The following is a 14,349-nucleotide window of genomic DNA, read 5'->3' as shown; positions in this document are numbered from 1 at the left end:
GCTGGTCGGATGCCCGAGCGATTCGCCTGAAGCGATTCGAGAACTGTGCGAAAATCCGCACAACCAACCCAAAGCCTGTGCGAAAATCCGCACAGGGCAACTGTGTCCGTCATGCGTTGCGCAACAAGTTGTCGATATGTAATTGAAAAATATATCAAAAATACAATTCGACGTGAAGGCCAACAAAAAGTTGAGCAGCAAGCATTGATTCGGTTCACTTCGCCCCAGCGGTGCCCGTTGGGTGCCGATTGGAAGATGAAGGAAGTCTGGGAGGAAAAGACTGATGAAATTCCTGACAACGGCTGCAACCGCAGTTGCACTGACCGTGACAGCAACCGCCGGAATGGCCGCCTGCGACGATGGCGAGATCGTCGTCAAGTTCGCGCACGTAACCAACACTGACAAACACCCCAAGGGCATCGCTGCATCGCTGCTGGAGCAACGCGTCAATGACGAGATGCAGGGCGTGATGTGTATGGAGGTTTACCCGAACTCGACCCTCTATAACGATGACAAAGTGCTTGAGGCGATGTTGCAAGGAGACGTGCAACTGGCCGCGCCGTCCTTGTCCAAGTTCGAAAAGTTCACCAAGCAGTTCCGCCTGTTCGACCTGCCGTTCATGTTCAAGAACATTGAAGCCGTGGATGCGTTCCAGGCCTCGGCCGATGGTCAGGCCATGAAAGACAGCATGCAGCGCCGTGGCCTGCAAGGTCTGGCGTTCTGGCACAATGGCATGAAACAGATGTCGGCCAACAAGCCACTCGAAACACCCGCGGATGCGGATGGCCTGAAATTCCGTGTGCAATCTTCGGACGTTCTGGTCGCCCAGATGGAAGCCATCGGTGGTAGCCCTCAGAAAATGGCGTTCTCGGAAGTTTATGGCGCATTGCAACAGGGTGTTGTGGACGGGCAGGAGAACACCTGGTCGAATATCTACGGCAAGAAGTTCTTTGAGGTGCAGGACGGCATCACCGAGACCAACCACGGCATTATCGACTATCTGGTTGTGACCAATGTCGACTGGCTGGACAGCCTGGATCCAGAAGTGCGCGACCAGTTCCTGACAATCCTGTCTGAGGTGACTGAGCAGCGCAACAAAGAAGCCTTTGCAGTGAACGAAGCGGCCAAGGTCTCGATCACGGACGCGGGCGGCATCATCCGCCAGCTGAACCCCGAACAGCGTCAGGCCTGGGTCGATACGATGAAGCCTGTCTGGGATCAGTTTGCAGACGATGTGGGCCAGGACAAGATTGACGCCGCTCAGGCGATCAACGCCGGGTTCTAATCCCGGAATACAGGCCGCGCGTCCGGGGGCTGGGGAGTTATCGACGCGCTGGCCGGGCGGGCCATCTGAGGCCCGCCCGCTATCACTCTCATCACAAAAAAATGCGGGGACAGAGAGATGTCTGGTGCGAAACCCGGCCAAAGCGGGCTGGTCGACCATATCGAGGAAACCCTGATCGCGGTGCTGTTGGGCCTGATGACGGCCGTGACTTTTGCCAACGTGATCGCGCGGTTCTTTTTCAACTCAAACATTCTGTGGGCGCTTGAGCTGACAGTGTTCATGTTCGGCTGGCTGGTTCTGCTGGGCGCGTCTTATGCGGTCAAGAAACACGCGCATCTGGGTGTGGATGCCATCCTAAACATGCTGGCCCCCGCGCCGCGCCGTGTTCTGGCGCTGATTTCGGTGGCGTGCTGTTTGGTGTTTTCGCTGCTGCTGTTGAAGGGCTCGTATGATTATTGGGCTGTGTTCGCGGATCTGCCACCCACTTCGGGTCGCTGGTTCCCGACCGGTTTTGATACTGCCGCACGTAGCCAGAGCTTTTATGAGGTCGACGACATTCCCATGGTTGCCCCGCTGCGATTTCTGGAAGGGCTGATCAATTATGGCGAAGGGTATGAAAAGCTGCCCAAGGTGGTGCCATACCTGGTGTTGCCCGTGTCCATGGTGTTGCTGGTGATCCGGTTTTCGCAAGTCGCTTTACAAATCTGGCGCGGTGAAACCGACCGTCTGGTCGCCAGCCACGAAGTCGAGGACGAGATAGAAGAAGTCCGCGCTCAGCAAGGAGCAAGTGACTGATGGATGTTGTACTTCTCTTCTCGATGGTCATTGGCCTGCTGCTGATTGGTGTACCGATTGCGGTGGCTCTGGGGCTCAGTTCAACCCTGTTCCTGCTGATCTATTCTGACAGCTCACTGGCCTCTGTCGCGGGAACCTTGTTCGAAGCGTTTGAGGGCCACTTTACCCTGCTGGCTATCCCGTTCTTTATTCTGGCCTCGTCTTTCATGACAACCGGCGGCGTGGCGCGTCGGATCATCCGGTTCTCGATTGCCTGTGTCGGGCACTTACCCGGCGGTCTGGCGATTGCGGGAGTGTTCGCCTGCATGTTGTTTGCCGCGCTGTCTGGGTCTTCTCCGGCCACTGTGGTTGCCATCGGGTCCATTGTGATCGCAGGGATGCGGCAAGTTGGCTATTCCAAGGAATTCGCCGCTGGTGTGATCTGTAACGCCGGTACGCTGGGTATTCTGATCCCGCCCTCGATCGTGATGGTCGTCTATGCCGCGGCTGTGGAAGTTTCCGTCGGTCGCATGTTCCTGGCGGGCGTCATTCCGGGCTTGTTGGCTGGTTTGATGCTGATGGTGACCATCTACGTCATGGCCAAAGTCAAGAACCTTCCCAAGGGCGAATGGAAAGGTTGGGGAGAGATCTTTGTCTCGGCCCGTGAAGCCGGATGGGGTCTGTTCCTGATCGTCATCATTCTGGGCGGTATCTATGGCGGTATCTTTACGCCGACCGAGGCTGCTGCCGTGGCGGCTGTTTACGCGTTCTTCATTGCCAGCTTTGTCTATAAGGATATGGGCCCGCTCAGCACCGAAGGGGATACGCGCAACACGTCATTGCTGAAAAAACCCTATGCGCTGCTGACGGCGTTCATTCACCCTGACACCAAGCACACCCTGTTTGAGGCTGGTAAACTGACAGTTACACTGCTGTTTGTGATCGCCAACGCGCTGATCCTCAAACACGTGCTTACGGATGAGCAGGTACCCCAGCACATCGCCAGCGCGATGTTGTCGGCGGGTCTTGGGCCAGTGACATTCCTGATCGTGGTGAACGTAATTCTGCTGATCGGTGGTCAGTTCATGGAACCCTCGGGCCTGCTGGTGATTGTGGCTCCTTTGGTCTTTCCGATCGCGATTGAACTGGGCATCGACCCCATTCATCTTGGCATCATCATGGTGGTGAACATGGAAATCGGGATGATCACGCCTCCGGTCGGGTTGAACCTGTTTGTAACCTCGGGCGTGGCAGGCATGCCGATGATGGGTGTTGTCAAGGCTGCGCTTCCCTTCCTGGCGGTGTTGTTCGTTTTCCTGATCATGGTGACCTACATCCCCTGGATATCGACTTTCTTGCCAAATACGTTCATGGGGCCGGAAATCATAACCAACTAGCCGTGCCTCACAGAAACACAAACCGGGCGTCTGCGGCGCCCGGTTTTTTTGTGTCTGAGGTATTGAAGCGCGTCACAGACTTATTACCTAAACCTTGAGGACGACCTCTCCAATACGGATGATCATTCGGGACGACCCGAAAGGTACGAGGTGTTCTTATGCCCTGGATTTTTCTGTTATTCGCTGGCCTTTTGGAAATCGTTTGGGCGGTCGCCATGAAGCAATCGGCGGGGTTCACGCGGCTTTGGCCGACTGCGATCATGGGCGTGTCGATGATCGGTTCTTTTGGCCTTTTGGCGCTGGCGATGCGGACTTTGCCGCTGGGTACGGCCTATGTTATCTGGACCGGTATCGGTGCCGTGGGCGCGTTTCTTGTCGGTGTGATGTTGCTGGGCGAAACCGTCAACCCCGGACGTATAATTGCGGCGGTCTTGATTGTGACAGGGCTGGTGACAATGAAACTAGCCTGATCGGGCTTGTGTCACATTTTGCGGGGCGCAATTGGGCAAACGGGCTTTGAACCTCACCATCCGTTTGCCTTAACCACGCAGCTTTTTTCTGAGTTGATACCGTTTCCTTTTCCAGAAACCGTCGCGGGAGTGTCGTACCAAACGAAGGCTGCACCAATTGTCCGGCTCAACAATTTGTGTGGCGCGCCTCCAATCTTCGGTGCCGAGATTGGGATTGATAAACACCAGATCAACTTGCCACAAGCATCCCTGATTGTAACATATGTCCACAATGTCCAGCAGAACAAACCCGGCGGCAACGGCCATCTCGATACGTGTGGAAACGGCAGAAACGGCTGCCTCAATGATCAGGATCGAGCAATCCTCAAGCGCCTTCGGCGCGCCTTGCAGGACCATTTCTTCGGCTCCGTCGACGTCGATCTTAATCAGATATGGCGCAGCTGGCTTATGTTCAGCCACAAACGTATCAAGTTTCAGCGTGGGAACCCGGCGAATTTCCTGACCACGACTGTCAGCCCCAGTGAGGCTTGAGTGCGTGACTTCGTCTGTGCCACGGATTGAGGAAACCGCAAGATCAGCAAATCCATCCTGATTTGAAACCGCAACTTTGTTCAAATCATAGTCAATTCCGGCGTCGCGATAGTTTTGTTCGATCTTGTCGTAGTGATCGGCAACAGGCTCGAACAAATAGTGTTTTTGGGTGGGAAAAGCCGCCATCAGTTCTCTTGTCTGAAAGTGAATTCCAACATCGATGACACTTTTGACAGGAATTTCCATGTCCCGAATTTGTTGAAGAACCGAATTTTTGCTGGGCTGGCGTTGTTGGCTTTTCACGAGTTCCTCCCGAGGTTGGAATGAACGCACCCGTGGGCGCATTCATGGGCTTTTTGTCTGTTCCTTTATGCGTGTTGCGGCGCCTCACTGGCAGAATTCTCCAGGCACAATGTGTGGCGAGGGAGCTGTTGAAATCAAACTTTGGATAAAGCGTCGATGATACCCGAGAAATCTTGCGCTTTCAGGCTGGCACCGCCTACCAGGGCACCATCAACATTGGATACGGCAAAAATGTCTGAGGCGTTGGTTGGCTTGACCGAACCACCATACAGCAACCGAACCGAACGGCCGACGCCTTCGCCAAAACGGCGCTCAAGGCGGGCGCGGATGAAATCGTGAACCTCACCGATTTCGTTCAGCGTAGGAACCTTGCCAGTGCCAATGGCCCAAATAGGTTCATACGCGACAACCAGGTTCTCTCCGGTAGACTGATCAGGAATTGAGCCGGACAGCTGCCCGCCGATTATATCCAACGTATTGGCCGCGTCGCGCTGTTCCAGGCTTTCGCCCACACAAATGACTGTCTTAAGGCCGGCATCCATTGCCGCACGGGCCTTGGCGCGGATGTCGTCGTTTTGCTCACCATGATCCTCGCGCCGCTCCGAATGGCCCAAAATCACCGAGGTCGCTCCCGCATCAGCCAGCATATCCGCACTGATGTCGCCGGTATGTGCGCCCGAGGTCGCGGCATGACAATCTTGACCACCCACCGCGATATCCGTGCCACCCAACGCTTTCGCTGCGCTGTGCAGCAAAGTTGCGGGCGGGCAGATCAGAACGTCGACCGATGGGGACGGGAATGCGCGGGCTAACGCTTCCAGCTCAGCCAATGCTATAGCGGTTCCATTCATCTTCCAATTGCCTGCCGCCAGCTTGCGCCGCATGTCGCGTTCTCCCTGAATTAATTAAATGTTCCCAGACCCGGATAACACCGCCAACACAGTCTGACAATTCTGGTTGCAGAGCGTGCAACAAAACGGCAGGTTCCGCCGAAAGAGGTATCGTCAGAATGATCCAAAATCTTGACCTGAAAAAACTGGACCAGCGTGATCCCGCTGAGCTGGCCAAACTGCAAAGCGCGGTTCAGGACGTGGGCTTTTTGACCGTGTCTAACACTGGGCTAGACAGCGATCGGATACGTCAGGTGATTGGCGCTTATCGCGCGTTTTTTCATTTGCCCGAAACAGAAAAGAACCAGGTTGATATGGCCGCCACTGGGTCAAACCGGGGGTGGGGCGCCTCGCAATCCGAACAGGTCGATCCCGAGGCGAACCCAGATTTAAAAGAGGTGTTTGACTGCGGTTATGAGGTGCCTGCTGGAAACCGCTATCATGACGCGGACCTCAGTGTTTATGCGCCGAACCTGTGGCCGGACAATCCACCTGAATTCAGATCGACGATACAGGCCTATTATTCCGACGCCTGCGCCGTCGCGATGCGTGTTCTGCGGGTGATCGCCGCAGCACTTGGGCGGGATGCGAACAGCTTTGACAGCGGATTTGATACCCCGATGGCCCTGTTGCGCGGCAACTACTATCCTCAGCGCCCATCATGGGCAGGGGATCGGGATTTCGGGATTGGCGCACACACGGATTACGGCTGCCTGACCTTGCTGGCCACAGACGGGACCGCAGGGCTTGAGGTCTTTATGCCGGATCAGAGTTGGGAACGGGTCGAGGCCGCACCCGGAACCTTTGTAATCAATTTCGGCGAGATGCTTGAGTTCTGGACAGCGGGGCAGGTCAAAGCCACGCTGCACCGTGTGGTCGGCGACGCGCATGAAAGACTGTCGGTTCCGCTGTTTTTTAACCCGTCATATGACACAAACGTGGCGCCACCGGATTCAGGCGAAACGATCCGCGCCGGTGAGCATCTGACACAGCGATTCAATGAGACTTACGTCCACCTGCAGGCGGCATCTTAGGCTTGAGGTGTCAAACCTTCGTCAAATTTGATTGACTCACCACAACCACAGGCATCGACGACATTTGGGTTGCGGAACTTGAACCCGGATTCCAACAGCGACACTTCATAGTCGATCTCGGTTCCGAATAGGAACATCTGGGCCATAGGCGCGATCATGATCCGCGCGCCGTCCTGTTCGACGACTTCGTCATTTGCGTCGGGCTGGTCAACATACTCCATCGTATATTCCATACCGGCACAGCCGCCCTTCTTGACGCCAATGCGCAAACCCGCATGACCGCCCTGATCCATTAGGCGGGCGATCTGCCCTGCAGCCTTCGCAGTCATGGTAACAGCCTGTTTGCCGGGAATACCGAACATGGAGATCTCCGTCGTCGAGTGTTGCCTATAACTTAGTGCCCAGAGGCAGCGGGCTCAAGGTGCAGCAGCCCTGCTTACCTAACTTTTCTGGTCAGGTAGATCGAGGATGTGATTTTGGGACTTAAGACAGCTTGCTTTTTGAAACAAGCTGCCCATAGCCTAAGGCACCTTAGGTTCAGGCAGTTTCAAAACAGGATGAATAAAATGGCGACCGGAAAAGATACTTTTAAAACCATGGTGTTGGCAGCATCTCTTGGTGTGTTTTCAATCTCCTCGGGTTCTGTTTTGGCAGACACCGAACCGGACAGGCATCCCGTCAATTGTGCAACCGCCGAAGGTGACCTGAGGGCAATTGCCGCAGAAAAGAAACATGCTCAGGACCAGCAGGTGGAAAGTGTCATCTCCATCTTGCCAGCCGGTGCCTTGCTGGGGTTGGTAACCGGCACAGAAGACAAGAGATTGTCCATGTTGTCAGGGGATTACGTGAAGGCGTTGGATGAACGTGCTGCTGAGATCAAATCTACCTGCGGCGTCAAGTAACTGCGTTGCAGCCTTTGCGATTAAAAAGACCGCTCTCGGGCAAGAGCGGTCCAAATCTCTGGCCGGTTTTGGGGGGCGGCACATATGTTTCCGGTCCGGGCTGGGTATGTAACCAGGGCCGATACCGGCACTATTCCGAAACTGTGTGACGCTTTTTCTATGGTTGTGTAACGGAGAGACAAAGCTTTTATGACAAAAGCCTAGTCTGTCAGGTTCACATAAACCCAAGCTCTAGCCGTGCCTCGTCTGACATCATTTCCATGCCCCAGGGCGGCTCCCATGTCAGCTCGACATCAACTTCTTTGACGCCTGCAACGGGTTCAATCGCCTCAACAATCCAGCCGGGCATTTCACCTGCAACGGGGCATCCGGGCGCTGTCAGTGTCATGATTACTTTCACCGCGTTTTCGCCAGTAATGTCGATGGTGTAGATCAGACCCAGATCGTAGATATTTACAGGAATCTCCGGGTCATAGACCGTTCGGCAGGCGTCGACCACAGCCTCGTAAAGGGGATGTTCAATCGTTGAAGGCGCGATCAGCGGAGTGCCTTCAAACTGTTCACTGGGATGCGTCATGCGTGCCTCGAGGCTGTTTTCTGACCGTTTATATAGGGAATGCCTGCGGCAGCGTCCAGAGGTGCAGTGGCACCCTTTGCGGGCGCCAGCCGCGTTTATTCGTTAATGTCGTGGTTGAAAGTCTTCACCTGGTCATGGGGTAGCGAGAACATGCGCCGCAGGATCAGCCACGAGATCAGGGACAATGCCGCAAAGATCAGCAACAGGATTGGCAGGGACGGGGCGAGGCCCGGAATCAGCAGCAACAACCCTGTCACCGCAGCACCGATGGCGAAGCCAAGGAAAATAAAGCCGGGCAACACGATCTCAAGAATACCCAGCGCCAGAGCGGCAGCCAGCCATAGCCACCAGGTCAGCCAGAAGGGATCGGCCATTATCTGCCTCCTTTCAGCATCTTAAAGGCGTCACCGAATGCCTCAAGCGCATTGGCAGGAACCACGATGGTCTGCGAACCGGTGCCATTGCCCAAAGCATTCAGAGCCTCGACCTGTTTCAACGCCACCTGATACTGGGCGGCCTCAATACCATTTTCCTGAATGGCCTTGGCGACCACACTTGTGGCATAGGCTTCAGCCTCGGCCTGAATTCGGCGGGCTTTGGCGGTTTGTTCGGCGGCATACAGCTCGGCATCGGCCTGCAGCTCGACCGAGCGTTTCAGGCCTTCCGCCTCGGTCACCTGCGCGCGCCGGGCACGTTCGGCGTTCAGCTGCTGCAGCATCGCGTCGCGGGTTGCTTGATCCAGGTTAACGTCCAGAATCTCGGCCCGGGTTACTTCGATACCCCAGTCATCAACGGCAGTCTCAACGCTTTCCTGAATACGATCAATCAGTTGAGACCGGTTGGACTGAACCTCATCCAGGTCCATTTTACCGATTTCCGCCCGCACGATCCCGGCAACGGTTGTTGCAATCGCGCCGTCTACGTCACGGATACGGTACACGGTCTTTTCCGGTTCGAGGATGCGGTAGAACACCGATGTATCGATTTGCACCAGCACGTTGTCCTTGGTGATCGCGTCCTGCGTCGCGTTTGGCAACTGACGTTCAAGAATGGATATCTTGTGACGTGCAACATCCAGAAACGGAACGATAAAGTTGATCCCGGGGCCAAGCACCGAATGCAGGCGCCCGAACCGTTCGACCACGTATTTTTCGGATTGCGGGACGATTTTGATGCCCTTGAGAATAACGACAACGATCAAAACGGCCGCAAGTACGTAAATGATGTTCGACGTCAACAATCCAATAATCTGGTCTTCGGTCATAACTGTCCTCATTATTGTGTACTATAGTATACATTTGGGGGTTGAGTCGCCAAATTTCAACTCAGGTATGAAGAGATTGGACGCGGAAGCAAATCTTAGAACCTGTGTGGGCGAGGTGGAAATTTCAAAATGTGACCGCTTTGCATCCCGTTGCGATTGCGCTATCGGGCAGGGATGAAACTGATTATCGACACAGACCCCGGAATCGACGACGCCATGGCGATTGCCTATGCCGCCGCTGCACCTGAGATCGACCTGATCGGCCTGACAACCGTATTCGGTAACACGCATGTGCATCAATCCAGCCGTAACGCCCGGTTTTTGCTTGATAAGCTGGGGTTGGAGGCACCAGTGGCCGAGGGGGCTGCGTTTGCCTTGGGCGAAACCAGCCATGCACCATCCGAGCATGTGCACGGGCCCGAAGGGTTTGGGGATATCACCGAGATTCCTCAGATCGGGGCCAACCATCGGTTGTCCGCAGCTGAGTTTTTGGTCGAAATGGCACGCCAACATAAAGGTGAGCTGGTTGTGTGCGCCGTCGGTCCATTGACCAATATTGCCGAAGCGATACGGCTGGACCCAAGCTTTGCCGGCAACATCCAACGTTTGGTAATTATGGGCGGGGCCGTTTATTGTCCCGGAAACATCACCGAACACGCCGAGGCCAACATCTATCACGATGCCAGCGCTGCGGACGCGGTTTTTGCCGCCCCGCCGGATACCGTGCTGGTAGGTTTGGACGTAACGTTGAAAACGCTTTATGAAACCGCAGACTTTGAGGCTCTGGCCGCTCGCTCTCTGGATATGGGTGGGTTCCTGCGTGATATCTCTCGGTTTTATCTAAAGTTTTACAAAGAGGTCGGTGGCCTGGATGGCTGCGGCTTGCACGATTCAACGGCTGTGATCGCCTGTACCCACGAACCTATGTTCGAAACCGTCGAGACTGGTCTGCAGGTGATTGTCGAAGGGCCCGAGATCGGCGCAACCCGGCCGGTTACCTCTCGCCCGCCTGTCCGGGTGTGCCGGGATGTGGACGGGGCAGGGGTCGTGTCCCTGTTTACCGAGCGCGTCGCCTCACTGCCCTGACGGGTTGCAAAGATCGGACAGATCAGGCAAATGCTGCCCGGTTCAGCGACCCCGAGGCCCTTCATGACCAACCGATTTTCCTTTGACCTAAAAGCCACCGACGGCAAGGCCAGAACCGGTGTAATCAACACACCGCGCGGCGAAGTTCGCACGCCTGCCTTCATGCCCGTCGGAACGGCCGCGACAGTCAAGGCGATGATGCCGGAAAGCGTGCGCGCCACCGGGGCGGATATCCTGTTGGGCAACACATATCACCTGATGCTGCGCCCAACGGCCGAGCGGATTGATCGGTTGGGTGGTCTGCACAAGTTTATGAACTGGGATCGCCCTATCCTGACCGACTCGGGTGGATTTCAGGTCATGTCATTGGCGGGTCTGCGTAAGCTCACCGAAAAGGGCGTAACGTTTAAATCGCATATCGACGGGTCCAAGCATGAATTGACCCCGGAACGGTCGATGGAGATCCAGCGCTTGTTGGGGTCGGACATCGTGATGTGTTTCGACGAGTGCCCGGCGCTGCCCGCAGACCGTGACCGTATCGCCGAGTCCATGCGCCTGTCGATGCGATGGGCCGACCGGTCGCGCCAGGCTTTCGGTGATCGTCCTGGCTATGCCCTGTTTGGCATCATGCAAGGCGGGCTGGAACAGGATCTGCGTGAAGAAAGTGCCCAGGCGCTTACGCAGATCGGTTTTGAAGGATACGCCGTTGGCGGTCTGGCCGTAGGAGAGGGGCAGGAGGCAATGTTTGGTTGCCTAGATTACGCGCCCGATTTTCTTCCGGTCGACAAACCAAGATACCTGATGGGCGTGGGCAAGCCGGATGATATCGTCGGTGCAGTCGCGCGCGGGATCGACATGATGGACTGCGTTCTTCCATCCCGCTCGGGCCGCACGGGGCAGGTGTTTACCCGCAACGGAGTTGTGAACATCAAAAACGCGCGCCACGCCGATGATCCGCGCCCGTTGGACGAGTCCTGTTCCTGCCCGGCCTGCACCAAATACTCGCGGGCCTATCTGCACCATGTGTTTCGAGCCAATGAGATGATCTCGGGCATGTTGCTGACCTGGCATAACCTGCACTATTTTCAGGAAATCATGCAGGGCATGCGGGATGCTATCGCGACAGGTACGTTCCAAAGCTGGCAGTCAGAATTCCATGCGCAACGCGCGCAAGGGGATATTGAGCCGATTTAAGCTCCGACAATCGGCCTGCTATGTTAAAATCGGTGGATATGTTGTTGCGACGCCTTGCAGTCCGAAAAACCACAGGTCATTCTAATTCAGACAAATGATGATGAGGTTGAAAAGGGGCGGTGTCTGCCCCACCTTTATTGTCCAAGACAGGAGATGGCCGGGCGTTGCCTCGATGAGGGACCAGAGCCGTCTTGCCAATGATAAGGATTGAGCATGCAAGAGCCCCTGAATTCTTCGTACCCCGTACTGCCGCTGCGCGATATCGTGGTTTTCCCGCATATGATCGTGCCGCTGTTTGTGGGTCGGGAAAAATCCGTCCGCGCACTGGAAGAGGTGATGCAGGACGACAAACAGATTTTGCTGTCCAGCCAGATTGACCCAGGCGATGACGACCCGGTTCAGGACGGTATTTATCGCTCGGGTGTATTGGCCAACGTACTGCAGCTGCTGAAGCTGCCGGACGGTACAGTCAAAGTGCTGGTCGAAGGCCAGGCGCGAGTACAGATCACAGAATTTCTGGAAAACGAAGATTTTTTTGAGGCGCGCGCAGAATATCTGACCGAAATTCCGGGCGACGTCACCACAACCGAAGCGCTGCTGCGTACCGTTTCTGATGAGTTCGAGCGCTACGCCAAAGTGCGCAAGAACATCCCCGAAGAAGCGCTTTCTGCCGTCGGTGAAACCGCCGAACCCGCCAAGCTGGCTGACCTTGTGTCGGGCCATTTGGGCATAGAGGTCGAACAAAAACAGGATCTTCTGGAAACCCTCAGCGTCAGCGAGCGGCTGGAAAAGGTCTATGGTTTGATGCAGGGCGAAATGTCTGTTCTGCAAGTCGAAAAAAAGATCAAGACCCGCGTCAAATCCCAAATGGAGAAGACGCAGCGCGAATATTATCTGAATGAGCAGATGAAGGCCATTCAGAAGGAACTTGGCGACGGCGAGGACGGCGGCAACGAAGTTGCTGAACTGGAAGCCAAGATTGCCGAAACCAAACTGTCGAAAGAAGCGCTGGAGAAGGCCGAGGGCGAGCTGAAAAAGCTGCGTAACATGAGCCCGATGTCTGCCGAAGCGACGGTTGTACGCAATTATCTGGACTGGATTCTGTCTCTGCCCTGGGGCACCAAATCCCGAGTCAAAAAAGACTTGGGCCGCGCGCAGACCATTCTGGACGATGACCATTACGGCCTTGAGAAGGTCAAGGAACGGATCGTCGAATACCTGGCCGTTCAGCAGCGCTCGAAAAAGTTGAAGGGGCCGATCCTGTGCCTTGTTGGCCCTCCGGGTGTTGGTAAGACCTCGCTTGGGAAGTCGGTTGCCAAAGCCACGGGGCGCGAGTTCATTCGCATTAGCCTTGGCGGCGTGCGTGACGAATCCGAAATTCGCGGTCACCGCCGGACTTACATCGGCTCGATGCCCGGCAAGATCATTCAGGCGCTGAAAAAGGCGAAAACCACGAACCCGCTTATCCTGCTCGATGAGATCGACAAGATGGGGCAGGATTTCCGCGGCGATCCGGCCTCGGCCATGCTTGAAGTGTTGGACCCGGAACAGAACAGCACATTTATGGATCACTACTTGGAGGTCGAATATGACCTGTCCAACGTGATGTTCCTGACCACGTCCAACAGCTATAACATGCCCGGTCCTTTGCTGGACCGGATGGAGATCATTCCGCTGGCCGGTTACACCGAAGACGAAAAAAGCGAAATCGCCAAGCAGCACCTGATCGACAAACAGGTCAAAAACCACGGCCTGAAGGACAAAGAGTTTGAACTGACCGATGAGGCACTGCAATCGATCATCCGCACCTATACCCGTGAGGCGGGTGTGCGGAACCTGGAACGTGAGATCGCCAAGGTCGCGCGGAAATCGCTGACTAAGATCATCAAGAAGGAGGCGGATGCAGTCACCGTGACACCTGAAAACTTGGATGATTTCCTGGGCGTGCCGAAGTTCCGTTATGGTCTGGCTGAACAGGATGATCAGGTTGGTGTTGTCACTGGTCTGGCCTGGACGTCCGTCGGTGGCGATCTGTTGCACATTGAGGCGCTAAAGCTGCCCGGAAAGGGCCGGATGAAGACCACCGGCAAGCTGGGCGATGTGATGAAGGAATCCATCGATGCGGCCTCGTCTTATGTCCGTTCGATTTCGCCTAAGATCGGGGTGAAGCCGCCGAAGTTCGACAAGCTGGATATCCACGTCCACGTGCCGGATGGGGCAACGCCCAAGGACGGACCTTCCGCCGGTTTGGCAATGGTCACCTCGATCGTGTCGGTGCTGACCGGTATTCCGGTGCGCAAGGACATAGCAATGACCGGAGAGGTTTCCCTGCGTGGAAACGCGATGCCGATCGGCGGTTTGAAAGAGAAATTGCTGGCGGCCTTGCGCGGTGGGATCAAAACAGTGCTGATCCCGGAAGAGAACGAAAAGGACCTCGCCGAGATCCCGGACAACGTGAAAGAAGGGCTTGAAATCATTCCCGTTTCCCACGTGTCCGAAGTGTTGAAGCAGGCGCTGGTGCGGGATCCAGAGCCTGTTGAATGGGACGAAGCCGCAGAAGAAGCCGCTGCGGCGGCGGCCAAAGTGACTTCGGACGGAAGTGGTGCTTCAGCAACCGCGCATTAATGTTTCGGGACAAACGA

At 55.6% G+C, this 14,349-nt stretch carries 15 protein-coding genes; 9 read left to right on the top strand and 6 right to left on the bottom strand.

The features are described from left to right. Positions 1–283: 283 nt before the first annotated feature. The 4 genes from RUM8411_RS17015 to RUM8411_RS17000 all read left to right on the top strand — a co-directional run bounded on the left by RUM8411_RS17015 (position 284) and on the right by RUM8411_RS17000 (position 3,926). Positions 284–1,285 carry a DctP family TRAP transporter solute-binding subunit gene (locus tag RUM8411_RS17015; protein ID WP_085823919.1) on the top strand — a complete coding sequence of 334 codons (1,002 nt, stop codon included), beginning with the start codon at positions 284–286 and terminating at the stop codon, positions 1,283–1,285. Positions 1,286–1,402: 117 nt separating this feature from the next. Beyond that, complete coding sequence (locus RUM8411_RS17010; RefSeq protein WP_085823918.1) at positions 1,403–2,080, top strand: TRAP transporter small permease; 678 nt, start codon at positions 1,403–1,405, stop codon at positions 2,078–2,080. Then, the gene (locus RUM8411_RS17005) at positions 2,080–3,456 is read left to right on the top strand and encodes a TRAP transporter large permease (protein ID WP_085823917.1); all 1,377 of its coding nucleotides are present in this window, start codon (positions 2,080–2,082) and stop codon (positions 3,454–3,456) included. Before RUM8411_RS17010 ends, RUM8411_RS17005 begins: the two co-directional genes overlap by 1 nt. Before the next feature lie 158 nt (positions 3,457–3,614). Then, positions 3,615–3,926 carry a DMT family transporter gene (locus RUM8411_RS17000; protein ID WP_085823916.1) on the top strand — a complete coding sequence of 104 codons (312 nt, stop codon included), beginning with the start codon at positions 3,615–3,617 and terminating at the stop codon, positions 3,924–3,926. 69 nt (positions 3,927–3,995) lie between these two features. Here the strand turns inward: RUM8411_RS17000 and RUM8411_RS16995 are convergent, their stop codons facing one another. Further along, a complete protein-coding gene (locus RUM8411_RS16995) occupies positions 3,996–4,703 on the bottom strand; it encodes an FkbM family methyltransferase (RefSeq protein WP_268808364.1) in 708 nt (235 codons plus the stop codon). A gap of 191 nt (positions 4,704–4,894) precedes the next feature. Beyond that, positions 4,895–5,644, bottom strand: a complete 750-nt coding sequence (tpiA, locus tag RUM8411_RS16990; RefSeq protein ID WP_085823914.1) for a triose-phosphate isomerase — start codon at positions 5,642–5,644, stop codon at positions 4,895–4,897. 125 nt (positions 5,645–5,769) lie between these two features. On the opposite strand from tpiA, the gene RUM8411_RS16985 reads away from it, so the two are divergent. Then, a complete protein-coding gene (locus tag RUM8411_RS16985; RefSeq protein WP_085823913.1) occupies positions 5,770–6,684 on the top strand; it encodes an isopenicillin N synthase family dioxygenase in 915 nt (304 codons plus the stop codon). Here the strand turns inward: RUM8411_RS16985 and RUM8411_RS16980 are convergent. Beyond that, positions 6,681–7,046 (bottom strand): HesB/IscA family protein, encoded by a 366-nt coding sequence (locus tag RUM8411_RS16980; protein ID WP_085823912.1) that lies wholly within the window; start codon positions 7,044–7,046, stop codon positions 6,681–6,683. The two genes, RUM8411_RS16985 and RUM8411_RS16980, sit on opposite strands and share 4 nt — an antisense overlap. Positions 7,047–7,160: 114 nt before the next feature. Here RUM8411_RS16980 and RUM8411_RS23085 point away from each other — a divergent pair, with 114 nt between their 5' ends. Next, positions 7,161–7,586, top strand: a complete 426-nt coding sequence (locus tag RUM8411_RS23085; protein WP_234995279.1) for a hypothetical protein — start codon at positions 7,161–7,163, stop codon at positions 7,584–7,586. Positions 7,587–7,800: 214 nt separating this feature from the next. On the opposite strand, the gene RUM8411_RS16970 is transcribed toward RUM8411_RS23085, so the two are convergent. The 3 genes from RUM8411_RS16970 to RUM8411_RS16960 all read right to left on the bottom strand — a co-directional run bounded on the left by RUM8411_RS16970 (position 7,801) and on the right by RUM8411_RS16960 (position 9,427). Next, entirely contained in the window at positions 7,801–8,163 is a 363-nt protein-coding gene (locus RUM8411_RS16970; RefSeq protein ID WP_085823911.1) for an SUF system Fe-S cluster assembly protein, read from the bottom strand. Positions 8,164–8,258: 95 nt separating this feature from the next. Next, on the bottom strand, positions 8,259–8,537 hold the full coding sequence (locus RUM8411_RS16965) for an NfeD family protein (protein ID WP_085823910.1): 279 nt from the start codon (positions 8,535–8,537) through the stop codon (positions 8,259–8,261). Further along, entirely contained in the window at positions 8,537–9,427 is an 891-nt protein-coding gene (locus tag RUM8411_RS16960; protein ID WP_085823909.1) for an SPFH domain-containing protein, read from the bottom strand. Before RUM8411_RS16960 ends, RUM8411_RS16965 begins: the two co-directional genes overlap by 1 nt. A gap of 174 nt (positions 9,428–9,601) precedes the next feature. Between RUM8411_RS16960 and RUM8411_RS16955 the strand changes: the two genes are divergently transcribed. The 3 genes from RUM8411_RS16955 (at position 9,602) to lon (ending at position 14,332) form a co-directional block, all read left to right on the top strand. Continuing rightward, the gene (locus RUM8411_RS16955; protein WP_085823908.1) at positions 9,602–10,513 is read left to right on the top strand and encodes a nucleoside hydrolase; all 912 of its coding nucleotides are present in this window, start codon (positions 9,602–9,604) and stop codon (positions 10,511–10,513) included. 63 nt (positions 10,514–10,576) lie between these two features. Beyond that, positions 10,577–11,707, top strand: coding sequence for a tRNA guanosine(34) transglycosylase Tgt (tgt, locus tag RUM8411_RS16950; RefSeq protein ID WP_085823907.1), 1,131 nt, complete (start codon positions 10,577–10,579; stop codon positions 11,705–11,707). Positions 11,708–11,920: 213 nt separating this feature from the next. Beyond that, the gene (gene lon, locus RUM8411_RS16945; RefSeq protein WP_085823906.1) at positions 11,921–14,332 is read left to right on the top strand and encodes an endopeptidase La; all 2,412 of its coding nucleotides are present in this window, start codon (positions 11,921–11,923) and stop codon (positions 14,330–14,332) included. Positions 14,333–14,349: the final 17 nt, after the last annotated feature.

The organism is Ruegeria meonggei, assembly GCF_900172215.1.
Taxonomy (GTDB): Bacteria; Pseudomonadota; Alphaproteobacteria; order Rhodobacterales; family Rhodobacteraceae; genus Ruegeria; species Ruegeria meonggei.
This window is presented reverse-complemented; position numbering and strand designations above follow the sequence as displayed.